The sequence below is a fragment of the Albidovulum salinarum genome (genome assembly GCF_025673475.1).
Classification (GTDB): Bacteria; Pseudomonadota; Alphaproteobacteria; order Rhodobacterales; family Rhodobacteraceae; genus Albidovulum; species Albidovulum salinarum.
The window spans coordinates 63,544-86,896 of sequence record NZ_JAOVQO010000006.1; the positions used below are offsets into that span (position 1 = coordinate 63,544).

General features: G+C 67.0%; 27 protein-coding genes. 19 read left to right on the forward strand and 8 right to left on the reverse strand.

Annotated features, from left to right (window positions below; genetic code table 11):
* The first annotated feature begins 88 nt into the window (after positions 1-88).
* From ffh to trmD, 10 genes are all read left to right on the forward strand, one after another.
* Positions 89-1,603 carry a signal recognition particle protein gene (ffh, locus tag OEZ60_RS07620; RefSeq protein ID WP_263334754.1) on the forward strand — a complete coding sequence of 505 codons (1,515 nt, stop codon included), beginning with the start codon at positions 89-91 and terminating at the stop codon, positions 1,601-1,603.
* Entirely contained in the window at positions 1,600-2,145 is a 546-nt protein-coding gene (locus OEZ60_RS07625) for a GNAT family N-acetyltransferase (RefSeq protein ID WP_263334757.1), read from the forward strand. The genes ffh and OEZ60_RS07625 overlap by 4 nt, the downstream gene beginning before the upstream one ends.
* Entirely contained in the window at positions 2,142-2,651 is a 510-nt protein-coding gene (locus OEZ60_RS07630) for a GNAT family N-acetyltransferase (RefSeq protein ID WP_263334758.1), read from the forward strand. Before OEZ60_RS07625 ends, OEZ60_RS07630 begins: the two co-directional genes overlap by 4 nt.
* Positions 2,648-3,184: a GNAT family N-acetyltransferase gene (locus tag OEZ60_RS07635; RefSeq protein WP_263334760.1), complete on the forward strand. Its 537-nt coding sequence runs from the start codon at positions 2,648-2,650 to the stop codon at positions 3,182-3,184. The genes OEZ60_RS07630 and OEZ60_RS07635 overlap by 4 nt, the downstream gene beginning before the upstream one ends.
* Positions 3,181-3,708, forward strand: coding sequence for a GNAT family N-acetyltransferase (locus OEZ60_RS07640; RefSeq protein WP_263334762.1), 528 nt, complete (start codon positions 3,181-3,183; stop codon positions 3,706-3,708). The genes OEZ60_RS07635 and OEZ60_RS07640 overlap by 4 nt, the downstream gene beginning before the upstream one ends.
* Before the next feature lie 154 nt (positions 3,709-3,862).
* Positions 3,863-4,159 (forward strand): chorismate mutase, encoded by a 297-nt coding sequence (locus tag OEZ60_RS07645; protein ID WP_263334763.1) that lies wholly within the window; start codon positions 3,863-3,865, stop codon positions 4,157-4,159.
* A 54-nt stretch (positions 4,160-4,213) separates the two neighbouring features.
* On the forward strand, positions 4,214-4,570 hold the full coding sequence (rpsP, locus tag OEZ60_RS07650) for a 30S ribosomal protein S16 (protein ID WP_263334765.1): 357 nt from the start codon (positions 4,214-4,216) through the stop codon (positions 4,568-4,570).
* 11 nt (positions 4,571-4,581) lie between these two features.
* Positions 4,582-4,734, forward strand: a complete 153-nt coding sequence (locus tag OEZ60_RS07655; protein ID WP_263334767.1) for a hypothetical protein — start codon at positions 4,582-4,584, stop codon at positions 4,732-4,734.
* The gene (gene rimM, locus OEZ60_RS07660) at positions 4,724-5,230 is read left to right on the forward strand and encodes a ribosome maturation factor RimM (RefSeq protein WP_263334768.1); all 507 of its coding nucleotides are present in this window, start codon (positions 4,724-4,726) and stop codon (positions 5,228-5,230) included. The genes OEZ60_RS07655 and rimM overlap by 11 nt, the downstream gene beginning before the upstream one ends.
* 68 nt (positions 5,231-5,298) lie before the next feature.
* On the forward strand, positions 5,299-6,039 hold the full coding sequence (trmD, locus tag OEZ60_RS07665; RefSeq protein WP_263335050.1) for a tRNA (guanosine(37)-N1)-methyltransferase TrmD: 741 nt from the start codon (positions 5,299-5,301) through the stop codon (positions 6,037-6,039).
* A gap of 78 nt (positions 6,040-6,117) precedes the next feature.
* On the opposite strand, the gene OEZ60_RS07670 is transcribed toward trmD, so the two are convergent.
* Positions 6,118-6,630, reverse strand: coding sequence for a c-type cytochrome (locus OEZ60_RS07670; RefSeq protein WP_263335052.1), 513 nt, complete (start codon positions 6,628-6,630; stop codon positions 6,118-6,120).
* Between the two features lie 536 nt (positions 6,631-7,166).
* On the opposite strand from OEZ60_RS07670, the gene rplS reads away from it, so the two are divergent.
* Positions 7,167-7,550, forward strand: a complete 384-nt coding sequence (gene rplS, locus OEZ60_RS07675) for a 50S ribosomal protein L19 (protein ID WP_263334770.1) — start codon at positions 7,167-7,169, stop codon at positions 7,548-7,550.
* A gap of 11 nt (positions 7,551-7,561) precedes the next feature.
* Positions 7,562-7,783, forward strand: coding sequence for a 50S ribosomal protein L31 (gene rpmE / locus OEZ60_RS07680; protein ID WP_263334771.1), 222 nt, complete (start codon positions 7,562-7,564; stop codon positions 7,781-7,783).
* A gap of 94 nt (positions 7,784-7,877) precedes the next feature.
* Here the strand turns inward: rpmE and OEZ60_RS07685 are convergent, their stop codons facing one another.
* The gene (locus tag OEZ60_RS07685) at positions 7,878-8,363 is read right to left on the reverse strand and encodes a hypothetical protein (protein WP_263334773.1); all 486 of its coding nucleotides are present in this window, start codon (positions 8,361-8,363) and stop codon (positions 7,878-7,880) included.
* A gap of 285 nt (positions 8,364-8,648) precedes the next feature.
* Between OEZ60_RS07685 and OEZ60_RS07690 the strand changes: the two genes are divergently transcribed.
* Positions 8,649-9,458, forward strand: coding sequence for a division plane positioning ATPase MipZ (locus tag OEZ60_RS07690; RefSeq protein ID WP_263334775.1), 810 nt, complete (start codon positions 8,649-8,651; stop codon positions 9,456-9,458).
* A 6-nt stretch (positions 9,459-9,464) separates the two neighbouring features.
* Here OEZ60_RS07690 and OEZ60_RS07695 read toward each other — a convergent pair whose 3' ends face one another.
* Positions 9,465-9,641, reverse strand: a complete 177-nt coding sequence (locus OEZ60_RS07695; protein WP_263334777.1) for a hypothetical protein — start codon at positions 9,639-9,641, stop codon at positions 9,465-9,467.
* A gap of 540 nt (positions 9,642-10,181) precedes the next feature.
* Here OEZ60_RS07695 and OEZ60_RS07700 point away from each other — a divergent pair.
* The 6 genes from OEZ60_RS07700 (at position 10,182) to OEZ60_RS07725 (ending at position 16,725) form a co-directional block, all read left to right on the forward strand.
* Positions 10,182-10,535 carry a hypothetical protein gene (locus OEZ60_RS07700; protein WP_263334779.1) on the forward strand — a complete coding sequence of 118 codons (354 nt, stop codon included), beginning with the start codon at positions 10,182-10,184 and terminating at the stop codon, positions 10,533-10,535.
* A gap of 13 nt (positions 10,536-10,548) precedes the next feature.
* Positions 10,549-12,579, forward strand: a complete 2,031-nt coding sequence (locus tag OEZ60_RS07705) for a dynamin family protein (RefSeq protein WP_263334780.1) — start codon at positions 10,549-10,551, stop codon at positions 12,577-12,579.
* A gap of 13 nt (positions 12,580-12,592) precedes the next feature.
* Positions 12,593-14,125: a dynamin family protein gene (locus OEZ60_RS07710; protein WP_263334782.1), complete on the forward strand. Its 1,533-nt coding sequence runs from the start codon at positions 12,593-12,595 to the stop codon at positions 14,123-14,125.
* 88 nt (positions 14,126-14,213) lie between these two features.
* Positions 14,214-14,585: a hypothetical protein gene (locus OEZ60_RS07715; protein ID WP_263334784.1), complete on the forward strand. Its 372-nt coding sequence runs from the start codon at positions 14,214-14,216 to the stop codon at positions 14,583-14,585.
* 33 nt (positions 14,586-14,618) lie between these two features.
* Positions 14,619-15,386, forward strand: coding sequence for a hypothetical protein (locus OEZ60_RS07720; RefSeq protein ID WP_263334786.1), 768 nt, complete (start codon positions 14,619-14,621; stop codon positions 15,384-15,386).
* A 16-nt stretch (positions 15,387-15,402) separates the two neighbouring features.
* Positions 15,403-16,725: a P-loop NTPase family protein gene (locus tag OEZ60_RS07725; RefSeq protein WP_263334788.1), complete on the forward strand. Its 1,323-nt coding sequence runs from the start codon at positions 15,403-15,405 to the stop codon at positions 16,723-16,725.
* 149 nt (positions 16,726-16,874) lie between these two features.
* On the opposite strand, the gene OEZ60_RS07730 is transcribed toward OEZ60_RS07725, so the two are convergent.
* The 5 genes from OEZ60_RS07730 to OEZ60_RS07750 all read right to left on the reverse strand — a co-directional run bounded on the left by OEZ60_RS07730 (position 16,875) and on the right by OEZ60_RS07750 (position 23,104).
* On the reverse strand, positions 16,875-17,978 hold the full coding sequence (locus tag OEZ60_RS07730) for a LysM peptidoglycan-binding domain-containing protein (protein WP_263334790.1): 1,104 nt from the start codon (positions 17,976-17,978) through the stop codon (positions 16,875-16,877).
* Between the two features lie 62 nt (positions 17,979-18,040).
* Positions 18,041-19,198: a LysM peptidoglycan-binding domain-containing protein gene (locus OEZ60_RS07735; protein WP_263334792.1), complete on the reverse strand. Its 1,158-nt coding sequence runs from the start codon at positions 19,196-19,198 to the stop codon at positions 18,041-18,043.
* A gap of 106 nt (positions 19,199-19,304) precedes the next feature.
* Positions 19,305-20,129: a PP2C family protein-serine/threonine phosphatase gene (locus OEZ60_RS07740; RefSeq protein ID WP_263334793.1), complete on the reverse strand. Its 825-nt coding sequence runs from the start codon at positions 20,127-20,129 to the stop codon at positions 19,305-19,307.
* Positions 20,089-20,952 (reverse strand): FHA domain-containing protein, encoded by an 864-nt coding sequence (locus tag OEZ60_RS07745; RefSeq protein ID WP_263334795.1) that lies wholly within the window; start codon positions 20,950-20,952, stop codon positions 20,089-20,091. Before OEZ60_RS07745 ends, OEZ60_RS07740 begins: the two co-directional genes overlap by 41 nt.
* Before the next feature lie 88 nt (positions 20,953-21,040).
* Positions 21,041-23,104, reverse strand: a complete 2,064-nt coding sequence (locus tag OEZ60_RS07750) for a serine/threonine-protein kinase (RefSeq protein ID WP_263334797.1) — start codon at positions 23,102-23,104, stop codon at positions 21,041-21,043.
* Between the last annotated feature and the right edge of the window lie 249 nt (positions 23,105-23,353).

Sequence of the window (23,353 nt, forward strand, 5' to 3'; positions counted from 1 at the left end):
CGTTGCGCCCACTGGTGCGATTTGCGTTTGGGCGCTTCCTCACTATCTGAGGGGCGGGAAAGTCAACGAGGCCAAGGAGGGCCGCGAGATGTTCGAGAACCTGTCAGAACGCCTTGGCGGCGTCTTCGACCGGCTGACGAAACAGGGCGCCCTCTCGGCCGAGGACGTCAAGGCCGCGCTGCGCGAGGTGCGCGTCGCGCTGCTCGAAGCCGACGTCTCGCTCCCAGTGGCCCGCGACTTCGTCAAGGCGGTCGAGGCCAAGGCCACCGGCCAGGCGGTCACGAAATCGGTCACGCCGGGCCAGCAGGTCGTCAAGATCGTCCACGACGCGCTCATCGACGTGCTGCGCGGCGCCGAGGATCCCGGCGCGCTGAAGATCGACAACCCTCCCGCGCCGATCCTGATGGTGGGCCTGCAGGGCTCGGGCAAGACCACCACCACCGCGAAACTCGCGCGCCGCCTCAAGGAGCGCGAGAAGAAGCGCGTCCTGATGGCCTCCCTCGACACCAACCGCCCCGCCGCTATGGAGCAGCTCGCCATCCTCGGCACCCAGATCGGCGTCGACACGCTGCCGATCGTCAAGGGCGAAAGCGCGGTGCAGATCGCCAGGCGCGCCAAGCAGCAGGCGACGCTCGGCGGCTACGACGTCTACATGCTCGACACCGCCGGCCGCCTGCATATCGACGAAGTCCTGATGGACGAGGTCCAGGCCGTCCGCGATGTCGCGAAGCCCCGCGAGACGCTCCTCGTCGTCGACGGCCTCACCGGCCAGGACGCGGTCAATGTCGCGACCGAGTTCGACGCCAAGGTCGGCATCTCCGGCGTCGTCCTCACCCGGATGGACGGCGACGGCCGCGGCGGTGCCGCCCTGTCCATGCGCGCGGTCACCGGCAAGCCGATCCGCTTCGTCGGCCTCGGCGAGAAGATGGACGCGCTCGAGACCTTCGAGGCCGAGCGCATCGCCGGCCGCATCCTCGGCATGGGCGACATCGTGGCGCTGGTCGAGAAGGCCCAGGAAACGCTCGAGGCCGAGCAGGCCGAGCGGATGATGAAAAGGTTCCAGAAGGGCCTTTTCAACATGAACGACCTCAAGTCGCAGCTCGAGCAGATGCTCAAGATGGGCGGCATGCAGGGCATCATGGGGATGATGCCGGGCATGGGCAAGCTGTCCAGGCAGATGGACGAGGCCGGCTTCGACGACACGGTGCTCCGCCGCCAGATCGCGCTGATCAACTCGATGACCAAGAAGGAGCGCGCCAATCCCGACCTCCTGCAGGCCAGCCGCAAGAAGCGGATCGCCGCCGGCGCCGGCCTCGAGGTGAGCGAGGTCAACAAGCTTCTGAAGATGCACCGCCAGATGGCGGACATGATGAAGAAGATGGGCAAGATGGGCAAAGGTGGCATGCTCAAGCAGGCAATGAAGGGCATGATGGGCGGCAAGGGCGCGATGCCCGACATGAACGACCCCAAGGCGATGGAGGAGGCCGCCAAGGCGCTGAAATCCGGCATCGGCGCCGGCATGGGCGGCGGCCTGCCCGGCGGGCTCGGCGGCATGAACCTGCCCGGCGGCCTCTCGGGCCTCGGCTTCGGAAAGAAGAAATGACCCATCGGGTAACGCAGGACGCCGAAGGCCGTCCGGTCCTCTGGACCGAGCGGCTGCGCCTGCGCGTACCCAACGACCGTGATCTTTCGCCCTCGGCCCGGTTCTGGGCGTCCAAACGCTCGCATCTGATGGGTGGCCCGTGGACGTATGAAAAGACGCGCGAAAGCTATCTCGACATACTGGACCAGTGGCAGCGCCACGGCTTCAGCCTTTTCACAGTGACTTTCCACGACAGTGACAAGGGAATCGGCGCCATCGGCCCGGTCTACCCTGAGACCCATCCCGAACCCGAACTCGGCTGGAGCCTCTGGAACGAGGCGAACGAGGGCCGGGGCCTCGCCTTCGAAGCCGCCTCGGCGGCGCGCGACTGGTTCTTCGCCACCAGCGGGTTCCGGACCGCCGTGTCCTACACAGACCCCGACAACGCCACCTCGCACCGCCTCTGTGAACGGCTCGGCGCGGTCGTCGATCCAGACGCCCGCCATCCTTACGGCGACGAACCGACGTTGACGTGGCGCCATGATGCCGGGAGGGCCGCATGACCCCTCCCACGCTCCAAACCGACCGCCTGATCCTCCGCGCCCCGAAGCTTTCTGACTTCGAGCACTGGGCGGCCTTCTTCGCCTCTCCCCGCTCGGTCCCCGAACGCGGCATGATGAGCCGGGACGAGGCGTGGAAGAACTGGGCCGCCGATGTGGCCCTCTGGCCGCTCAAGGGCTACGGCGCCTTTGGCCTCGACGACCGCGCGACCGGCGCCTATGTCGGCGAGGTCGGCATCTACGAATTCGCGGGCTATCCCGTACCCGAACTGGGCTGGTTCGTGATCCCCGAAGCCGAGGGCAAGGGCTATGCCGCCGAAGCCGCCCGCGCCGTGATGCTCTGGGTGCGCCGGACCCTCGGCTGGGACCGGCTGATCAACATCGTCGACTCGGCCAACGACCGGTCCATCGCGCTCGGGCTGAAGCTCGGCGGCGTGATCGACCCGACCATCCCCGGCACCGATCCCGGAGACGTGGTGATCGTCCACGACATCAGGGGGCTGGCATGACACCAGTGCTCGCCAATACCCCGGTGATCGAGACCGAACGGCTCGCCTTACGCGCGCCGGCGGCCGCCGACTGGCCGGCCTGGCGCGGCTTCGCGATGTCGCCGCGCTCGGCCTTCATCCGCACCGAGGAGTTGGACGAGGGTCTCGCCTGGCGCGCCTTCGGCCATGTGATCGGCCACTGGGTCCTGCGCGGCTTCGGCATGTTCGTGTTCACCCTCAAGGGGACTGACGACGCCCTCGGCATGGCCGGCCCCTGGTACCCGGCGGGCTGGCCCGAACGTGAAATCGGCTGGACCGTCTGGAGCGAGGCCGCCGAGGGCAAGGGCTACGCCCGCGAGGCGGCGGCGGCCGCGCGCGACCACGCCTTCTCCGTCCTCGGCTGGACCACGGCGGTGAGCTACATCCACCCCGACAATGTCCGCTCGATCGCGCTCGCCGACCGGCTCGGCGCAACGCGTGACGAGAAGGCGGCGCATCCCTCCGACCGCCCGACCCTCGTCTACCGCCACCCCGCTCCGAGGATGCGCGCATGACGGTGACGCTCACCATCCCCGAACTCGCGACCGCGCGGCTCACGCTCAGGGCGCCGCGGCTCGACGACTTCGGCCATTACGCCGAGATCCTGATGTCGGACCGCGCCGCGCATATGGGCGGCCCCTTCGATCGCCACGCCGCCTGGCTCGACTTCGGCGCCGAGACCGCGAGCTGGCAGCTGCGCGGCTACGGCCCCTTCGCGATGGAGGACCGCGCGACCGGTCGCTTCGTCGGCATGTCGATCCTGCATTACGAGATCACCGACCCCGAGCCCGAGCTCGGCTGGATGACCACCGAGGAGGCCGAGGGCCAGGGCTTCGCCTACGAGGCCGCGGTCGCCACCCGCGACTATGTCTTCGACCGGCTCGGCTGGGACAGCATCGTCTCCTACATCGCGCCGGGCAACCGCCGCTCTGTGGCGCTCGCCGAACGGCTCGGCACGCGCCTCGACGCCGAGGCCGCGCGCCCCGAGGCCTGCCCCGGCTGCCTCGTCTACCGCCACGACCGGGAGCCCCGCGCATGACCGTTCCGGCTTCTTCATTGCCCCAATACCCCGGGGTCCGGGGCAGCGCCCCGGTCCCGCCCCAGCCGCTTGCGCCGTCGGCACGCCGTCTGTACGCGCGCTGCAGGCAGGCGGCACGCAAAACCGCCCCCCGTCCCCAGTCCCGGAGGCCCGAATGAGTGACCCGACGACCCGCGCCGCGAGCCTCCTGAAGGGCCACCGCGACTCGATCGACCGGCTCGACGCGATCCTGGTCTACACGCTGGCCGAGCGCTTCAAGCACACCCAGGCGGTGGGCCGGCTCAAGGCCGAGCACGACCTGCCGCCCTCGGACCCGATGCGCGAGGCCAGCCAGATCGAACGGCTCCAGCGGATGGCGCTCGACGCCGACCTCGACCCCGAATTCGCCAAGAAATTCCTGAGCTTCATCATCTCGGAAGTCATCAGGCATCACGAGCAGCTACAGAAATAACCAAGGAATGACAGGCACTTCGCCTGCGTCACAGCCAGATATAGGAGAACTGACATGGCTATGAAGATCCGCCTCGCCCGTGGGGGCTCCAAGAAGCGCCCGCACTACTCGATCGTCGCCTCGGACAGCCGCATGCCGCGCGACGGCCGCTTCCTCGAGAAGCTCGGCACCTACAACCCGCTCCTGCCGAAGGACAGCGAGGAGCGCGTTAAGATGAACATGGAGCGCGTCCAGTACTGGCTCTCCCAGGGCGCCCAGCCGACCGACCGCATCGCCCGCATGCTCGAAGCCGCCGGCGTCCGCGAGAAGGCCACCCGCGCCAACATGAAGAAGGCCGAGCCGGGCGCCAAGGCGAAGAAGCGCGCCGAGGAGAAGGCCAAGAAGGCCGCCCCGGCCGAAGCGTCCGAATAAGGCGCTGAACCATGATGGTCGGCTTCTTCCTGCGCCGGTTCGTCACCTTCGCGCTCTGCGGGGGCGCGTTCTGGCTCGGGATGAAGACCGACCGGCTCATGGTCCCCGAACCGGCCGCCGCCGCGGTGGCGGCCGCCTGCCCGGAGGCGGCGGATGGCAACTGACCGGATCTGCGTCGGCGCCATTTCTGGCGCTTTTGGCGTCAAGGGCGAGGTGCGGCTGAAAAGCTTCTGCGCCCAGCCCGAGGCGATCGCCGCCTATGCCCCACTTTACACCGAGGATGGCTCGCGCAGCTTCACCGTGAAGATCACGCGCGAGGTCCCCGGCGGCCTCGGCGCGCGGCTCTCGGGCGTCACGACCAAGGAGGAGGCCGACGCGCTGCGCGGCGTGTCGCTCTTCGCCGACCGTTCGAAACTGCCGAACCTGCCAGACGACGAGTTCTACCATGCCGACCTGATCGGGCTCGAAGTGCTCGATACCGGCGGCCAGCGGCTCGGCACGGTCCGGGCGGTCTTCAACCACGGCGCGGGCGACATCCTCGAGATCTTCGCGCCGGGCCGCAAGACCGCGCTCCTTCTGCCCTTCACCAAGGCCATCGTGCCGACCGTCGACCTCACCGCCGGCCGGATCATCGCCGACCCACCGGAGGAAAGCGAGTGACGGAGGCGGACAAGCCGAAGTCCCATGGGCGCTTGCGGGTGTCCGTCTCGGCGCGGCCGCGCGATCTCATGGAAGAGCCGCTGCGTCTGAAGGGCGCCTGGACGGCTCGGATCATCACCCTTTTCCCCGAGGCCTTCCCCGGCACGCTCGGCCTGTCCCTCACCGGCAAGGCCCTGCAGGACGGGCTCTGGGGGCTCGAGACGATCCCTTTGCGCCCCTTTGGCATCGGCAAGCATCGCAATGTCGACGATACGCCCGCAGGCGGCGGCGCGGGCATGGTCCTGCGCGCCGATGTCGTGGCAACCGCCTTCGATCAGGCTGCCATCGGCACGCCCCCTGACCGTGCCAAGTGGCCGGTGGTTTATCTCTCCCCTCGCGGCAAACCTTTCGATCAGGCCATGGCCCGGCGCTGGGCCGGGACCGAGGGGATCACCCTGCTCGCCGGAAGGTTCGAAGGCGTCGACCAGCGCGTCCTCGATCACTACGCGGTCGAGGAGGTCAGCCTCGGCGACTTCGTCCTGACCGGCGGCGAGATTGCCGCGCAGGCGATACTGGATGCGGTAGTGCGGCTCCTGCCCGGCGTCCTAGGCAACGCCGCCTCGACCGAGGAAGAAAGCCATTCGCACGGGCTGCTGGAGCACCCGCAATACACGAGGCCCGCGGTCTGGGAGGGGCGCGAGATCCCACCCGTCCTCATGTCCGGCCACCACGGCGAGATCGCGAAATGGCGGCGCGCCGAGTCGGAGCGGCTGACGAAGGCGCGTCGGCCGGACCTCTGGGCAGCGCGGAAGGAAGGGGCGAACAAGTGACGCGCCGGTGTCTTGCCGCGTAGCGCGACCCAGCCTTCGGATTTCATCCGCCTCGTTGACGACCGGAAGTTGCGACCGTCACTGCGCCTGGATTGACTCCAGGAATTTGACCAGAGCGGTCACCCGCCCGAGTGCAAGCGCCTGCGCATCGACGTCATGGGGAACGGACTGCGACCGTTTAGCCGCGGTTTCAAAATAGCGATCGCCCCAGATCGGCATGTCTCGGTCCCCGTGAGGATTTATCATATTCCGCCCGTCAATGATCTCTTGAATTGTCCCGGTCGGGAATTGGCCGCTGTATCGAGCGGAGATTTGTGTCAGATCGGGCGGTTTCTTTTCGAGGACTGCGGCTACTGGACCGTCCCCGTGCGCTTCCGCACCGTGGCAAGACGCACAATGGGCCGTGAACTCTGCGTGGCCCAACTCGATCTGGGCGGCTTCGTCGAATGCCAGAGCCGCGCCGGTCCACGCGCCGACTGCGACGCTCACTCCTGCCGCAATTGGCGCGGCACGGCCGACAAATCTGAAAAGATGCATTTTTTCCTCCTTTGCCACATGCCGATGAACGAATGCCAATCGGTCGAGATCCACGACCAAGCCGGGGTCGCCTCAACGCCGTTGGTCTCAACACTTCGGCGTACCGCCGGAACGTGTAGTCAGGATTCTGACCACCATGCTCCACTCGTGATGCGACGCACTGATATGCATCAGTCGGCACGGCCGTTTCTGAGCAAGTGTGCTGGGTTGAGAATGCGCCGCCGTTCTGTTCCACCCTCGATCCGCAGGAACTGACCATGTACAGCAGCCCAACCCTGCTTGATCGCTCGCGGCGACGTGACCGCCTCGGATGATGAACTGCGCCGCGGCGCCCGGCAAAATTCGCTTGATCGCAAGGCGTAGCCCCCCTATACCCCGCCCGTCCGGGGCTCTCGCGAGTCGTCCGGACCTGTCGTTTATTGGCCAGGGCCCTTCGCTTTCTTCGGCAAGGTGCGGCCCCAGGGCGGCAGCAACAAGGAATGACGACCTGATCTCTGGCGGGCGCTCATGCGGACCCGGAAGAAGACCGAGAGCTCTGAGGCGCGCACATCTTCGCGGACAGAACCGCGAGCATTGGAAAGGATCACGCGATGAACCTGATCGCGCAAATCGAAGCCGAGCAGATCGCCGCTCTCGGCAAGTCCATCCCGGACTTCAAGGCGGGCGACACGATCCGTGTCGGCTACAAGGTGACCGAAGGCACCCGCACCCGCGTGCAGGCCTACGAAGGCGTCTGCATCTCCCGCAAGGGCGGCTCGGGCATCGCCGCCTCGTTCACCGTCCGCAAGATTTCCTTCGGCGAGGGCGTCGAGCGCGTCTTCCCGCTCTACTCGACCAACATCGACTCGATCGAGGTCGTGCGTCGTGGCCGCGTGCGCCGCGCCAAGCTCTACTACCTGCGCGACCGCCGCGGCAAATCCGCCCGGATCGCCGAAGTTACCAACTACAAGCCCAAAGACGCGGCCAAGGCCTGAGGAGCGGGACCATGAGAAAAGACATTCACCCCGACTACCACATGATCGACGTCAAGATGACGGACGGCACGGTCTTCAAGGTCCGCTCGACTTGGGGCAAGGAAGGCGACCAGATGGCGCTCGACATCGACCCGCTGGCGCATCCCGCCTGGACCGGCGGCTCGGCCAAGCTGATGGACACCGGCGGCCGCGTGTCGAAGTTCAAGAACAAGTATGCCGGCCTCGGCTTCTGAGCCAGCCGCATCGAAACACAAAGCGCCGCCCCCTCGGGCGGCGCTTTCATTTTGGTCGGCCCGCACGTCGGGACCGGCGGGTCGGGGCCCGCGCTCAAAGCGCCTCGGCGCAGCTCGCCCCCTTCGCGATGGCCTCGGCCGCCCCGAGCAGGCTGAAGCCGGCGATCGCCGTGCCGGCGGCGTCGCGGACCGCGAGATCGGGCTGACCCTCAGCCCCGATCCCGGTCGCCGCGGCCAACGCGGATTCGAGGTCGGAAAACGCGGTGCCGGTTTCGTCCGTTAAGAGGATCGCAAGACCGTCGATCCGTGCCGCGAGGCTCACCGGCGCGGCGGCGCCAACCGCGATTTCCACGTTGCCCGCGCCGTCCTGCCAGCTTCCGGGAACCTCGGTCCACTCGAAGGACTCGATGGTCGCGAAGGCCCGGTCTGGCAGGTGGACGAAGGTGAGCTTCGCGCCGGAGTCATCCACGGCCGAGGTGGTGACAAGGCAGCTGTCGTCGCGCCCCATCACGGTCCAGGCCGAATGTTCCTCGATGAAGGCGGCGGCCGAAAGCGTGGCGGGCGCAGCAATCAGGGTCAACGCCGCGGCTACGGCGCATTGCAGTCGTCTCAAGTTCAGGTCTCCCGTTCGCCCCCGCGCGGCAAAAGCATCAGAACGACGGAAACCGCAACCGGGAATTGAGCCCCGGCAAGCCGCCGGCGCTTTTTTCGGGCACGGCGGCATGCCTGCGGCACTCCGCATGGCATTCGCGCCACGAAAGTGGCACGAACACATGGGTGGCAGCTTCCTCCGGGTAAAAACACCACCTATAGTGGCGCCAACAAGGGCAGCAGCGGTGCCCGCCGGCGAAGCGAGGGCAGATTAGTGGCGCATATCATCGTCGTTGGCAACGAGAAGGGCGGCTCCGGCAAGTCGACCACCTGCATGCATGTCGCGACCGCGCTTTCCAGGATGGGACACCGGGTCGGCGCCCTCGACCTCGACCTGCGCCAGCGGAGCTTCGGCCGCTACATCGAGAACCGGATCGCCTTCTGCCGCAAGCAAGGGATCGAGCTTCCGACCCCCGACTACCGCGAACTACCGGAGATCGACCAGGCCAGCCTCGCGGCCGGCGAGAACGTCTACGACCGGCGCCTGTCGGCAGCCGTGGCCGGGCTCGAGCGGGACGTGGACTTCATCGTGATCGACTGCCCCGGCTCGCACACGCGGCTGAGCCAGGTTGCGCATTCGCTCGCCGACACGCTGATCACGCCGCTCAACGACAGCTTCATCGATTTTGACCTCTTGGCGCGTGTCGACCCCGACACGAGCCGGGTCACCGGCCCGTCGATCTATTCGGAGATGGTGTGGAACGCGCGCCAGCTGCGGGCGCGGGCGGGGTTGAAGCCGATCGACTGGATCGTGTTGAGGAACCGGCTTGGCGCACAGCAGATGCACAACAAGCGCAAGGTCGGCGCGGCGCTGGAGCAGCTGTCCAAACGGATCGGGTTCCGCGTCGCGCCGGGCTTCACCGAGCGGGTCATCTTCCGCGAGCTGTTTCCGCGCGGGCTGACGCTGCTGGATCTGCGCGATGTCGGCGTCGAGGGGCTGAACATCTCCAACGTCGCCGCCCGGCAGGAAGTGCGGGACCTCGCACGCGAGCTGAATCTGCCCGGCGTCGAGGTCGATTTCTGAGGCCGTTCAGGCTACGCGCGGCATCCGGCGCGCGCGGCGGCAGAACACGGTCGGACGCGCGATTTGATCCCCGCGTTCCTCGCCTTTCTCGGTTCCCATATGGATCAGACGCAGTTCGAACGCGTCAGGCTCCTCCGCCTTACGACGCGAGATACAGTGCAGGATGGCCGCCATGATTTTCATTTGTTGTGGTCCTTCGCATCTGCGTGCCCCTCACAATCGAGCCTGACCGCGATCCATGTCCGAATAGTGGCGCCCTAGCGGTCATTCGGAGGATTTCCGGTGAATGCAGCGCCCTCTCGATGCCCAGCCGAATACAATCCGTCAGAGCGAGTCGCTTTGTTCCCGCAGCAGATTCAAGGCGGCCCCGGTTACGCGCCCCCGCCGGGCGCAATTGTGGCAATGGGCGGGCGCGTCGACTGAGGTGGATGCCGGCCGGCGCACGCGCCAAACGCCTTGCAAACAAGGGTGGGAGCGCCCGGCGAGCGCTCGGAGGCGGTTACGAACCGCCCCGAAATCGGTGAAGCTCAGGCGTAATTGAACCACCATTTTGCCACAAAAAATTACTAGCGTTCACGGGGTGCCTTGCGAGTTTCGTCCCTGTGCAGCGCGGCGGCGGACTTGCTATCGCCCATCGGAGCAATGAGACCCATGACGGCTCAACGCATGACAGTTCCCGGCCTGCCCCCTGGCACCCCCCACGGTGCCAGGTCCGGCGATCTCATGCCTCGCCTGAGGGCTCTGGAGGCCATCGCTCCCGGCATCGGCTTCGGCGTCCTGCTCACCGATTACGAGGGCACCACGGACTTTCTGGCGAACAGGGCACTGCCGCCGCTGACGCAGGACGATCAGCCGCCGCGCAGCTTCCAGCGCATCGCCGAACTCAGGAACGGCGGCTTCTACGAGCACATGCAGGTGTTCGTCAGCACGCCGGGGCTCCGCCTCACCCGCGACCACGTCAGCAAGCTGATGGTCGCCGCCCTCGACATCCTGTCATGCCTCGACCGGTCCGCCGGTCAGGTCCTCTCGTCGCTCGAGCATCTGCGCGAGGGGCATAACGATCGCAACCGTAACTAAGGAGCCCTCGAAGATGCTTGAGAACGCACCCTTCCTGACCTCCGCGAACACGACGCTTGCCAGGCTCACGTCGGAGTTCTCCGAACTCGCCGACACGCTCGACCGGCTTGGAGCGGCCGCCGATGCGCGCACCGCGTCGCGCGCGGCGGGGCTTAAATCGCGCCTTCAGTCCTTTTCACCGCGGATCACGCTCGTCGGCCAGGTCAAGGCCGGCAAATCGGCGCTGACCAACGTGCTCGCCGCCTCGCCCGGTCTCCTGCCCTCCGACGTCAACCCCTGGACATCGGTGGTAACCACGCTGGCGATCAACACGCGGGCGCCGGCGGATCCGACGGGCCCTGCCAACACCAAGGCGCGCTTCACCTTCTTCAACCGTGACGAATGGGACAATCTCGTCGTCAACGGCGGTCGGCTCGGCGAGCTTGCCGAGCGTGCCGGCGCCGAGGACGAGCTGATTGAGATCCAGCGCCAGATCGACACGATGCGGAAGACGACCGAGGCGCGACTCGGCAAGCATTTCGAGCTGCTCCTGGGGCAGAACCATTCCTACGGCTATGTCGATCACGAGCTGGTGGAGCGCTACGTCTGCCTAGGCGACGGGCCCGACCTTTCCGATGCCGGCGCCGCGACCGGGCGGTTCGCCGACATCACCAAATCGGCCGAGTTCTACCTCGACGTTCCGGAATACGATTTCTCGATGACGCTGTGCGACACGCCCGGGGTCAACGACACCTTCCTGATCCGCGAGCAGATCACCCTGCGCAGCCTGCGCAATTCCGATCTCTGCGTCGTCGTGCTCTCGGCCCATCAGGCGCTGACCACGGTCGATCTTGCGCTGATGCGGATCATCTCGAACCTCGAGAACCGCCAGATCATCCTTTTCGTCAACCGCATCGACGAGTTGAACGATCCGATGGCGCAGATCCCCGAGATTCGCGCCGGCATCGAACAGACGCTGAAGAAGTTCAACATCGGCCCTGATGTCGCGGTGATCTTCGGCAGCGCCAAGTGGGCCGAGGCGTCGCTGACCGCCTCGATGCGCCTGCTCAGCCCGGACAGCCAGCACGCGCTCACGGCCTATGCCTCGAGCCGGCCCGAGAGCAAGAGCGAGAGCGGCTGGGAGACGATGTGGAACCTCTCCGGAGTACCCGACCTTCTCGAGGCGATCGGGGAGCGGGTCTGCGAAGGCACCGGCAAGCGCCAGCTCGAACGGACGAGGCGCAGCGCCCGCAACCTCGCCAACGAGGCCCGCGCCAAGGCCGTCGCCGCGCGCCAGCCGTCCCGAGTAGTCAACATCAAGCTTGGCGAAGGCGGCGCCGCCGCCGCGATGCGCGAACTTTCCACCAGGTTCGAGACAGAGGTCGCGACGCTCTGCCAGCGCCTCCGGGATGACCTCTCGCAGCGCATGCAGACCGCGGAAGCGAGCTTCGTTAAGCGCGCGACGGATTCGCTCGTGACCTATCTCGAGCAGCATGGCGAGCAGGGCACCTGGAACTACGATCCGACCGGGCTCCGGGTCTTGCACCGCACGGCCTATGCCAGTTTTTCCCGCGCGCTCGCCGCGAAGGTCAGTACGCTCTACGGCGAGGCCGCCTCGCATGTGCAGGGGCTATATCTCGCGGTGCTCGGCGACGAGCTTGCCGATTTCAGCGTCGAGCCGCCGCATCCGCCGCGGGTGCCGGCACCGGTCGGACTCGGCCGGACCATCGCGCTCGACCTGCAGAGCACCTGGTGGCGGCGCTGGTGGCAGAAGCGGCGCGGCGCGAGCGCCTATGCCAAGGACTACGCCCAGTTGATCAGCGCCGAGGTCCACGCGATTTCCAAGGAGATCGAGGACAGCCAGGTCGCCGCGGTGCTCGAGAACACCCGCGCGACGCTGCGCGACTTCCTGCGGGAGCATGAGGAGACGATCAGCCGCATCACCAACGCCGACGCCTCCACTGATGAGAAGGCGGAAGACCGGTTGGCCGGTTTCCGCAGCGGCGGCGACGCGAATACGACCTTCAGCGAGATCCTCAAGGGTCTTGAAGAGATGGCAGCCTGAGCAGGACTGAAAGATGACCGACAGCAAGAACGAAGAGCGGCGCGAGGTGACGGCGGAGTGGATGTCCCGGCTTGAGGGCTGGGCAAGCCGCAAGCCGTGCATCGCGCTGATGGGGGAGTTCAGCGCCGGCAAGACGACACTCGTGAACTTCCTTCTCGGTGAGGACGTGCTTCCGACGCGCGTCACCGCCACCCAGTTGCCGCCGGTCTGGATGAGCTACGGCGAGCCCTCGGCGCATTACGTCGACACCGAGGGCCAGCACCACGAACTATCGATCAGCGACCTCCACGACGTCCCGGTCGAAGGGGTGCGCTATATCCGCCTGTTCTGCCGCGGCCGGATACTCGAGACGATAGACCTGATCGACACGCCCGGCATCTCCGACCCCTCGATCCCGCGCCACATCTGGGAGATCGCGGTCGGCTACGTCAACGCGATCCTGTGGTGCACGCATTCCACCCAGGCCTGGCGCGAGACGGAACGCAGCGCCTTCGAATCCCTGCCCGAACGGCTGCGCGCGGGCAGTGTCCTCCTCGCGACCCGCTCGGACAAGCTGACCGCGCCGGAGCGCGCGCGCGTGGCCGGGCGCCTGCGCCGCGAAGCTGGAGACCTGTTCCGCCAGGTCGTCATGTTCTCGGCCACCGACGCGATCAAGGCGAGCGGAGAGGACGAGGCGAGCGACCTCTGGGCGTCAAGCGGCGCGCAGGATCTTCTCGACGCGCTGCAAGAGGTCGCCCACGACATCGCCGACCGCCGCAAGGACATGCTGTCACGCTACGAGGTGGTCGAGACTTCCGCCACGAAACGCCCGGCACCGCTCACGCTCGTCGCGACCTCCGTGGACGACGAGGGCGCCCCCTCCCGGCTGCACGTCCTGCCGAGCCGCGTCGGCGGCACCATCCGGCCGATGCGCCCCGAAGCTCAGCCGCGCGCGCGCCTGAGCAGTACCGAAGCCAATACGCTGCGCACGCAGATGCTGGTCACCGACACGCCGGACGGCGCCACGAAAGCGCCAGAGGCACCGGCCGCGATGCCGCTCATGCTCAAGGCGCCGATCAGGCCGGTTGAAGAGGAGGCTTCCGGCGAGGGGAAGGCGACGGCCGATCAAGACGACACAGACGAGGCATTCACCAGCGCTCCGGAGGAAGCCATCGAAGCCTATGAGGACGAGGCGTCCGCGGACAGCCTCGACGACGTCGACCTCAGCTGGTTCGCCTCGTCGACCACGGAACCCGAGGAGACGACCGCAGCATCGCCCCCCCCCGAGGACAGCGAGTTGTCGACGGAGAAACCGGCCGAAACCGCGACGGTGAAGGTCGAAGGCGCACCGGATCACGACAAGGACGACCTGCCCGGCTCGGTCGCGCTCTGGCGCGAAATCGTCGCCCGCTCGCCGCAGATCGAGACCGTGCCCGAGGTGCTTGGGCTGATCGAGGAATTCCTCCGCGCCGACGATGCCCGCCGCCGGCGCGAGGCGGCCTCGGCCGAACGCGCGGCTGAAGATAGCGCCGGCCGAACGCCGCTCCGCCTGCCGCGGCGCGCATGACAGTGAGCACTGTCCTATCCGTCGCGACCCTTTCCGGCCCGTCCCGCTCCGGGGCGGGCCGCTTGTCCATTTCCGAGGAGTCCGCGCCATGTCGTTTCGTGAAGTGATTGAGGCCGGGCTGGACTCGGCCCCCGACTGTATCGCGCTGTCCTATATCGATATGCGGGCACGGCTGGTGCTCAACTCCGCGAGCCGCACGCCCCTGCCGCAGGAGTTGCTCGACCGGGTCGCGAACGTGTCGGCCCGGCTGTTCCTCGGCCCCGCCTTCGGCACGGCCGGAACTACGTCCGAGAAGGCGGATCAGGCGGCGATCCTCGGCAGCCGCCATATCTACCTCTTCCAGCGCATGCAGACCTTGCCCGACCACGCCTTTTGCCTGCTTTGCGAGCGCGGAGCCGATGCAGCGGGGCTGCGCCGGCATGCGTTGTCCTTGCGTGCAAGGCTCGCACATGCTCTTTGAGCAGTAAGCCGATTGACCGAGGGCCCGACAGCAATGACGCTCAGTACCGAGATCGTGACGATACTGGCCGGGGTCGACGAGACCGCCGCCATGCGCGGAAGGCCCGAGCGTGACCTGCCCGGCACCAGCGCCGAGTCGCGTCTCGAAGCGATGTTTGGCGCCATCGAGCACACGATCCTGCCGCGTCGGCTCAACTTCAGCTCGGAAGACGGAATCCGGCTCGAACTGACGGCTCGCAGCGGCCGGCTGTTTGCGCCGGGCGGTGCGAGCGGCCTTGCCGATGTCGCGCGTGCGCTGGTGGCGCATGCGCGGCGCGCGGGCCCGCACGCGGTCAGCAGCACCCCGACAAGTGACGACGGCGAGGACGGCGATGTCAGCTTCGCGCTGGCCGAGCTTCGCGCAGCCTGCGTGCAGGCGGCGGCCGCCGCGCCGGAAGCGGACGCGGCGCCCGAAACGGTGACTGACGACGGCAGCTTCTACGGGCTGATCGCAAGGGCCTGCCCCGTGCGGGCCGAATTCGCGGAGGACGGGACGCGGTTGCGCGATACCGGCGACGCCTCGCTGCCCGACGCGGCGGGCGCCGCTGCGCTGCTTGCCGAACTCGCCGCGCTCGAAGGCGACATGGCCGCGCTGGGAGATGCCCCGGCGCTGGTCGTGCTCGGCGAAGGGCGCGAAGGCGACCTCGTCCTCTGCGGCGATGAAACCGGCGCGGTGGTCGGCCGCCTTGGGGTAGCGGGGTGGTCCGAACTGGTAAGACTCTGGGATGCCGTCGTGCCTCCCGCGGTGGAACAGGATGAGTAACGGTGGGGATGCGGCGATGACCGATTTTACCGAGGTAGCCCAGGTGCGCGCGTTCCTGACCCGTCTGCTTGCGGCGATGGAAGCGGACACGAGCACCGAGCCCCGGATCGACCCTGCCGCGCGCGAGCAAGTGGCGGGCTGGATCGCGCGGCTCGATCACCCGGTCCGGATCACCCTCATCGGACCTGCCGGAGCCGGCAAGTCGAGCCTTCTCAACCTCCTCGTCTGCGAGGAGATACTTCCGACTGCGCTCGGCGGCGTCCCCCTGCCGGCGGTGGCCCTGCGTCACGCGGACGGCTACGAGACGGCGGCGGGCTGGTGGGACCGCCCCGAGGAGCGCTTCGACGGGCTCGCGCTGCCCGAGGCGACGGCGCTGGCACCGGACATCCTTTCGGTCGGCCTCGACAGCGAGCTGCTCGAAGATCTCAACTTCATCGAGCTTTCGAACTTCGACGACCCCGCGGCGCGAGCGAACGGATTTTTCGTCCTGAACCGGCTGACCGACATGGTGATCTGGTGCAGCCGTGCCGGCGCAAGCTGGACGGCCCGCGACCAGGAGCTTTGGGCCCAGGTTCCGACCGCGCTGCGCCGGCGCAGCATTTGCGTGCTCACCCATGCCGACAGGCTGTCCCCGCAGGAGCGGGCCGCCTGTTTCGACGGAACCGGCGCGCCTTTCGAACATGGCTTTACCGCCGTCCTGCCGATCGCGACGCCGGAGGGTTGGCAAGCGCTCCAGAGCACCGAGCCCGGCGCCGAACAGCGTTGGTCCAGAAGCGGCGCGGACGCGTTGCTGAAGGCCATCATCGAGATGGCCGGATCGATCTTCGACAGCGATCTCACGAAGATCGTGCAAGAGATCGAGCACCTGCCCGACACCTTCCTGACCCTCGGCCGCGATCAGGCCATGGAACCCACGCCGTCACCGGCGCCCGCCAGCGAAGCATCGTCCGCGACCGAGGTGGCAGAGACCGCGCCTGACGACGAGGCACCGGACGATGGTCTCTTCGCCCGCTGGAAACAGGAAGTGGCAGACCTCCATGCACGCGCCCTTTCCGGCGACTTCGCGGCCGACGGCGACTTCGTCGAGGCCTGTTGCGCGCTCGTCGGGGAGTTTCTCGACGAGCCGGACGCACTCGGCGGACGCGCGTTCGCCGGACACTGGCTCACCGAAGAGTTCGAAAAGGCGCGCGACCTGCTCGTGCTGATGCAGTACGAGGCGGACTCTCCCGCCGGCGCCGCTGCGGCGCTGCTCTTGGCGCAACTGACGGACGACCTCGCCTGGGGCGCGTCGGACACCGACGGGGTCGAAATCGCGGAAAAGCCCCGCAAGCGCGCCTGATCCGAGGAGGATCCTCGCGCCGCCAGGCTGCGCCAGCGCAGACCGCCAGAAAGAAGAAAGCCCGCCGGCTCCTTCAGGGCCGACGGGCAGGTGCCGCCATCGCGTGACGGTGATGTGCCGCGGACCGGTACCGGTCCGCGGCCGATTGGTCAGTTCGACGCCGAGCGCTCGTTCACTTCCTGCAGCGTCCCCGAGATGACGTCATACCATTCGCCCGTGTCGCGCATTTCGGTCAGGCCGCGGTTGATCATCGCGAGGTATTCGCGGCCGAACGGGTTCGACTTGTGGGCCAGCGCCGCCATCGTCATGACCGACGACAGGTAAGGGTTCTCGACCACCTCGGCTTCGATCCCGAGCGTCTTGATCACGTCGGCCGCCGACTGCACTTCCATCGCCACGATGTCGATATTGCCGAACATCATGCCTTCGAAGCATTCCTCGCGCTTGGCCGGGCGCACCATGGTGATCGTCGGCTCCACGAGACCCTGCTCCTCGAGGTCGAAGGTGTAGTAGCCTTCGAGCCGGCAGATCCGCGCGCCTTCGAAGTCCGCATAGGCCTTGGCGGTGGCGTATTTGCTGCCCGGCTTGGCGTAGAAGCCCGAAACCGGCTCGTATAGCGGCAGCGATGCGTCATAGTCGGTGCAGCGCTTGGCCATCGACTCGGACAGCATCCCGATCTTCTCGCAGTTCGGCATGTACCAGGCGAGGCCGATGTCGAACGCGCCCGAAGGCAGCAGCGCCGTCGTGTGCGAATCCCAGTCGTCGACCCAGTTGACGGTGTATTCGCGGTCGTTGCCGCCGCGGTGCATCGCAGTCGTCGCAAGGCGCACCGCGATGCCGCCGCCGGTCAGCGATTCATCGGCGAAGGGGCTCCAGTCGTTGCCGGAGACGAATTTCACCTTCGGCCGGTAGGCGCCGACGCTGCTGCCGCTCGAAGACCCGGTCGAGCTGGCCTCGGGAAGCTCGATCGACGGCGCCGGGGCGTCGGCCGTCAGACGGCCGTCCTCACAGGGCAGCACGAGCTCGGTGCCCGGCTCGAGCCCGTTCGGATTGGAGCCCAGGATCTGGCGGTTTGCGTTGAAGATGATCTGGTAGTCGAGCGATCCGTAGGCGGCCTTGGCGATGGTGCCGAGCGTATCGCCATCCTTGACGGTGTAGTTGGTACAGGCTTCCTGCGCGAAGGCGGCCGGGGACATGATCGCGACAACGGCGCAGGTGGCGGCCAGTTTGACGAATGTGGCTTGGATTTTCACGGGCTATTCTCCTGTGCTGGTATCTGGGTAAGGGTCAGACCCTTCGATGAGTTGAGGGGTGATCAGGACTTGGGTGCGACTTTGCGGGCCTGCTCCAGCAGCCCGGCGGAGACGATGTCGTACCACTCGCCGCTCTGGCGCATGATCGCGAGACCGGAATTGATGGTGGCGATGATCTCGTCCGCGTTCGGGTTCTGCTTGTGGACGAAGACACGCAGCGTCTTGATATGGGCGAGGTTCGGGTTCTCGATGGCTTCGTTCTTGAGCCCGAGCGCGTCGAGCGCCTCGGCCGCGACCTGGACCTCGATGTGAACGACATCGACCGAGCCCGCGGCGAGCGCCGAGAAACACTCCGCGACGGTGACGGGGCGAACCAGCGTGATCTCGGGTTCGGCAAGACCGGCGGTGCTCAGCCAGGCCAGCGAATGGCCGTCAGGCCGGCAGATCCGCTTGCCGCGGAAGGCGTCGAAGCTCTTTGCGTCCTCAAGCCCGCTGCCCTTCATCGCGAAATAACCGTCGACGATGTCGTAGAAGGACTCGCTGTGCGCGAAATCGGTGCAGCGGTAGGCGTCGGCCGCGGTCAGGACGCCGAGATTGCTGCAGTCCGGCAGGCTCCACGGGAAGGTCGCGTCGAAGGCACCGCTCGGCAGCAGGGTGTCGAGATGCGCGCCCCAGTCGTTGACAAAGGCGATCGAGACATCGGCGCCGCTGTTGGCACGCACCATGGCGGTCCGCACGAGCTGGGTGATGATGCCGCCACCGGAAAGCTGCTCGTCGGCGAAGGGCGGATAGTCGTCGCCGGTGATGAAGGAGATCTTCTCCAGCGGCGCGACTGCAGGCGTTGCCGGCGCTGCGGGCTCCGTTGCGACCTCGGCCGCGACTTCGGTCGCCGGTTCGGCCTCCTCCACCACTTCCGCGGTCGCTGGCGCAGCCGGCTCGGCACTCTCCGCATCGGCGGCGACCTGACCGTCGAGACACGGAATCTCGAGCATCGTCCCCTTTTCGATCAGGTTGGGATTGCCGCCGATGGTGTCACGGTTGGCATTGAATATCCGCTGGAAGTTGTAGTCGCCATAGGCCGTTCGGGAGATGCTCGACAGCGTGTCGCCGGGCTGCACCGTGTAGCGCGAGCACGCTTCCTGCGCGGAGACGCCGAACGGCACGGCAACCACCGCGAGACAGGCGGCTGCGAGGGTCTTGCGAAGGGTTCCGTTATCCATGCATTGGCCTTTTTTTGCGCAGGAAGACCCCGCCCGGCAAACCGGCCGCCTGTCCTGCCTGTTGGGTTTTCGTTTGAACGCCGCCACACGCGGGCGGGTTCACTCATTAACTGATCTTGATCACGGCCACCGAGATGTTGTCCTGGTCGGGATCGCCGAGGGACTCGACCGAGGCGACGAGCGCCCGCGCGAGAACAGCGCTGCTTTCGGTGCGCAACCTGCTCACAATGTCCTGAATCTCCTCGTCGGTGAGGAACTGCAGCCCATCGCTCGAGGCGATCACGATGTCGCCAGGCACAAGCTTTACTGGTGCCTTGCCCCAGTCGATCCGGGGGATCGCACTGCCCATCAGAACTGAGGTCAGGCAGTTGCGGTCAGGATGGTTGCGCGCGGTTTCGGCGTCCATCATACCCGTGCGCACCATCAGGTCGATCTGCGGCGCCATCGAATGGTCCTCGTTGATCTGCCGGAGGCCCTCTTCGCTGAAGACGTAGAGCGGCGAGTCCCCGACCGAGATCCAGTGCAGCCGGTCCTCGTGCACGACTGGCGCTATGAGTGTCGTACCCATCCCCGCGACGTCGCGGTTCTGCGCCACATAAGAAGCGATCGACGCGTTGGCGCTGGTGGCGGCTTCATGCAGGATCGAGGGGATATCATCGTCGCTGACTTCGCCGGGCTCTAACCGGTCGCCAAGGCTGCGCGACATCTCCTCTACCACGATGGCGCTGGCGATATCGCCCGCCGCGTGGCCGCCCATTCCGTCGGCGAGAACGGCGAAACCGATCGGACGATTGGCGGCGCACCGGGCCGCCACGGCGTCTTCCTGGTAATCGCGCTGGCCCTTGTGGAGCGCGGTGGCTACATCATAACGCATTGAACAAGCTACTTTCTTACTGATCAGCCCAAGTGAAATCCTCGTCGCAGAAGGCAACGAAGCTGAGTGTCGTCTCACCGATGCGGATCAGATCGCCGTCCTGCAGGTGCTCGGTCGAGAGGACCGGCTTGCCGTTCAGCCGGACGATGTTCGCCTTGCCGCCGTGGCCGAGATAGAACTTGCGCTCCTCGTCGTCGAAGGCGATCGCGGCATGGTTGGCGCGCGAGATGTTGGTATCGCCGAAATCGAGCTGGATCGCCTGGTCGTCGCCGCGCCCGATTTGCGAAACGCCGGCCTGCAGTGTGAACGAGGCGCCACGCCCCGGCCCCTTGACGACCACGACCCATCCGAACGGGAATTCCGAACGGCCGGTCACCGGCGCGCTGGCGGCGCCTTCGGCGAACAGCTCCGCCACGCGCCCGCCGGAGCGGTCGAACCCGAGGAAGGTCGTCTTGACCCGGCTCGAACGGCGCGGCGCAGACCCCTGCTCGGAATCCACGGCCGCAGCCGCGGGGGCAGGATCGGCAGTCGGAGCTGAGGGGGCGACAGGCGCCGGGGTGCTAATAGGCGCGACCTCGGCCGCGGGCCGGACCTCGGAAGCCTTGACCGGGGCGGCGACGGGTTGCGGCGCGGTCTCGGCCGTTTGCATGGCCGACGACAGGCGCCGCAGGATCAGCGTTTCGAAGGCTTCCACCTGCCCGGTGTTGGACGCGGCCGGCTTGGGCGTCTCGGCGGCAACCACCGGCGCTGGCTCGGGCTCGGATGCCGGCGCGGGTTCGGGTGCGGGCTCCGCAGCGCGCTCCTGCATCGCCTTGCGCCGCGACACGAGATCGAAGGAGAAGCCGCGGTCTCCGAGTCCTTGCAGTGGTCTTATCTTCATTGTCTCGGCCTTCTGGGTTGATGTGTCAGGTCGCGGCGACATCCGCGGGAGTACTTGAAAAGAAACGGCTCCGGGTCACCGCACCGGCTCAACTCGCGGGCGCCAGAGACATCGTCACGGTCGTCGTCTGGCCACCACGCTGCACTTCGAGCGTCGCCTCCGTGGTTTCGCCGCCAGCGAGCTTCTCGATCAGACGCTCGGCGGAATCCGCGGCATCGAACCGCGTGTTGGTGGATACCTCGCGCAAGAGCACATCGCCGTCGTGCAGCTTGGACGTAGCACCCTCGGTGACTCCAACCGCGACGGTCTTCCACGCGCCGTCGACCAGACGGCTCTCGAGACTCGTCGCATCGGCCAGGCCGACCCGGCGCACGGCGGGAATCGCGATTTCCACGCTTTGGTATTTCGCCCCGCCCGGTGTCTTGATCCGCAGCTCGGCGTGGGCCATTCCGTCCTTGCCCACCGTGATGTCGCGCAGCACCTGCGCCGCGAGATCGTTGGTGATCGAGATCGGCCGGCCGTTGATCGCAAAGATCATGGCGCCGTCGACCATCCAGTCGCCGACCAGGGCCGGGTCGACGCCCTCGTTCACGCCGGTCAGCCGCGCGAACCGGGTGGTGCCGATCACGCGGTATTCGGACGCGAAGGGCAGCGACACATCCCAGACCGCGTAGGAGAGTTCGGCGCGCACCGGCGCCGCCGCACTCTCCGCCGCCGCGCCCTCGGTGGCAGCGGTCTCGATTACCGGGCTCTCTGTGGCAGCACTCTCGGTGGTCGCTGTCGTAACTGCCACGGGTTCAGCCACCTTTGCCTCGGTCGCCGTCTTCGTCTCCGACGCAGGCGTCTCCGCCACCCCGGGCGCAGCTGGAACCGTCTTGGCCGCGGGTTCCGGGCCGGTCATCGTCATCGCGACGCCGACCGCCGCCACGATCGCGATCGCCGCGGCGCCGAGCATCAAGCCGCGCCGGCTCTTGCGCTCGGTCGGCGAAGGCGCGACCGCCTCCATTCGCCCGGTCGGCCGAAGTGCCGCCACCTCCGTCTTCCCGGTCGCCGGAGGCGCCGACGCCTCCTTCCGCCCGGCGCCGTCTTGAGGCGCCGAGGCCTGTTCCTTCTTCTCCTGCGGCTCGTCCTGCGGATCCGCCACGTCCTGCTGACCGGCCTCGGCCACCATCCCGGCCACCGCCGCCTCGATCGCCGCAGCCGCCGCCGAAGCCGACGCCACCGCCGCTCCGTCCAGAAGCGACAGCCAGTCGCCCGCCGACTGGATGCGATTGCGCGGCAGCACGTTCATCGCGTGGTCCACCGATCCGAGGAAGCCCTCGGGGTATCCCGGGAACCGCCCCGCGAGCGGCACGTAAGGGTCGGGCTTGGATTCGGCGATGGCGGCGAGCCGCACCTGGCTGTTGGCCGGAGCCTCCCCGGCGATCGCGTGGTAGATCGAGGCGCCGAGCGCGTAGAGATCGCTCCACGGCCCCTGCTCGCTGCCGGCGATGTAGAATTCCTGCGGCGAGTAGCCGTCCTTGACGACCCGGAGCGCCGAGAGCGCCCGGCTGGCGCGGGTCGCCTCCTCGCGCGCAGCGCCGAAGTCGATCAGGATCGGCTCGCCGGCCCCGTTGATGAGGATGTTGTCGGGCGCGATGTCGCGGTGCAGGAGGCCACTGGCGTGCACGAAGGCCACGGCGTCCAGAAGCCTGCGCGTGATCGACACGATCCGCGTCGGGGCGAACTCGACCTCCGGATCCTCGATGATCGCAAGCAGATCGCGACCGTTGACGTAGTCGATCGCCATGTAGGCCGTGTCGTTGTCCTCGAAGACCTGGTGCACGCCGACGATGTTCGGATGAGCGAGCTTGGAGAGGTTGCGCGCCTCCTGCACGAAGAGCCGCACGATCGAGCGGAACTCGGCCTGGTGGGCGCGCGAGCGGGCGCCGACGATGGTGTTCGAGCGCCGGCAGAACGCGCCCGGGAAGCACTCCTTGATCACGACGTCGCGGTCGAGGCTGTCCTTGGCCAGATAGGTGATGCCGAACCCGCCGTGATTGAGAAAGCGGGAAATCGTGTACTGGCCGTTCAGAAGCTTCGTGCCCGCCGACAGCTCGTCCACGAAGTCTTCCTGATCGACAGGGGTTTCCGCCTCAAGTTGCGCTTGCATTTTAAAATCGTTCCCCACGTTTCTGCGGTCGTACCAATGTAAAAGTCACGCCCGGCGCATCCCAACGCCGGCACAACTCGTACAAAAGAACGTAACAACATCCCCTGAGAACAATTGTTCACAGGATGAAAAAGGCCGAATTTTGGCGCAACATTGGCGCAACGGCGACGGAACCCAAGGGTGATTGATTTTACTCTTTTTTCACCCGACGCGACGACACGACAATTCCGGAGATACGGCCAAAAATCC

Excerpts from the sequence above, each read along its gene's own strand:
- ffh (WP_263334754.1), top strand. The coding sequence starts at position 89 with ATGTTCGAGAACCTGTCAGAACGCCTTGGCGGCGTCTTCGACCGGCTG.
- OEZ60_RS07625 (WP_263334757.1), top strand. The coding sequence starts at position 1,600 with ATGACCCATCGGGTAACGCAGGACGCCGAAGGCCGTCCGGTCCTCTGG.
- OEZ60_RS07630 (WP_263334758.1), top strand. The coding sequence starts at position 2,142 with ATGACCCCTCCCACGCTCCAAACCGACCGCCTGATCCTCCGCGCCCCG.
- OEZ60_RS07635 (WP_263334760.1), top strand. The coding sequence starts at position 2,648 with ATGACACCAGTGCTCGCCAATACCCCGGTGATCGAGACCGAACGGCTC.
- OEZ60_RS07640 (WP_263334762.1), top strand. The coding sequence starts at position 3,181 with ATGACGGTGACGCTCACCATCCCCGAACTCGCGACCGCGCGGCTCACG.
- OEZ60_RS07645 (WP_263334763.1), top strand. The coding sequence starts at position 3,863 with ATGAGTGACCCGACGACCCGCGCCGCGAGCCTCCTGAAGGGCCACCGC.
- rpsP (WP_263334765.1), top strand. The coding sequence starts at position 4,214 with ATGGCTATGAAGATCCGCCTCGCCCGTGGGGGCTCCAAGAAGCGCCCG.
- OEZ60_RS07655 (WP_263334767.1), top strand. The coding sequence starts at position 4,582 with ATGATGGTCGGCTTCTTCCTGCGCCGGTTCGTCACCTTCGCGCTCTGC.
- rimM (WP_263334768.1), top strand. The coding sequence starts at position 4,724 with ATGGCAACTGACCGGATCTGCGTCGGCGCCATTTCTGGCGCTTTTGGC.
- trmD (WP_263335050.1), top strand. The coding sequence starts at position 5,299 with ATGGAAGAGCCGCTGCGTCTGAAGGGCGCCTGGACGGCTCGGATCATC.
- rplS (WP_263334770.1), top strand. The coding sequence starts at position 7,167 with ATGAACCTGATCGCGCAAATCGAAGCCGAGCAGATCGCCGCTCTCGGC.
- rpmE (WP_263334771.1), top strand. The coding sequence starts at position 7,562 with ATGAGAAAAGACATTCACCCCGACTACCACATGATCGACGTCAAGATG.
- OEZ60_RS07695 (WP_263334777.1), bottom strand. The coding sequence starts at position 9,641 with ATGAAAATCATGGCGGCCATCCTGCACTGTATCTCGCGTCGTAAGGCG.
- OEZ60_RS07700 (WP_263334779.1), top strand. The coding sequence starts at position 10,182 with ATGCCTCGCCTGAGGGCTCTGGAGGCCATCGCTCCCGGCATCGGCTTC.
- OEZ60_RS07705 (WP_263334780.1), top strand. The coding sequence starts at position 10,549 with ATGCTTGAGAACGCACCCTTCCTGACCTCCGCGAACACGACGCTTGCC.
- OEZ60_RS07710 (WP_263334782.1), top strand. The coding sequence starts at position 12,593 with ATGACCGACAGCAAGAACGAAGAGCGGCGCGAGGTGACGGCGGAGTGG.
- OEZ60_RS07715 (WP_263334784.1), top strand. The coding sequence starts at position 14,214 with ATGTCGTTTCGTGAAGTGATTGAGGCCGGGCTGGACTCGGCCCCCGAC.
- OEZ60_RS07720 (WP_263334786.1), top strand. The coding sequence starts at position 14,619 with ATGACGCTCAGTACCGAGATCGTGACGATACTGGCCGGGGTCGACGAG.
- OEZ60_RS07725 (WP_263334788.1), top strand. The coding sequence starts at position 15,403 with ATGACCGATTTTACCGAGGTAGCCCAGGTGCGCGCGTTCCTGACCCGT.
- OEZ60_RS07735 (WP_263334792.1), bottom strand. The coding sequence starts at position 19,198 with ATGGATAACGGAACCCTTCGCAAGACCCTCGCAGCCGCCTGTCTCGCG.
- OEZ60_RS07745 (WP_263334795.1), bottom strand. The coding sequence starts at position 20,952 with ATGAAGATAAGACCACTGCAAGGACTCGGAGACCGCGGCTTCTCCTTC.
- OEZ60_RS07750 (WP_263334797.1), bottom strand. The coding sequence starts at position 23,104 with ATGCAAGCGCAACTTGAGGCGGAAACCCCTGTCGATCAGGAAGACTTC.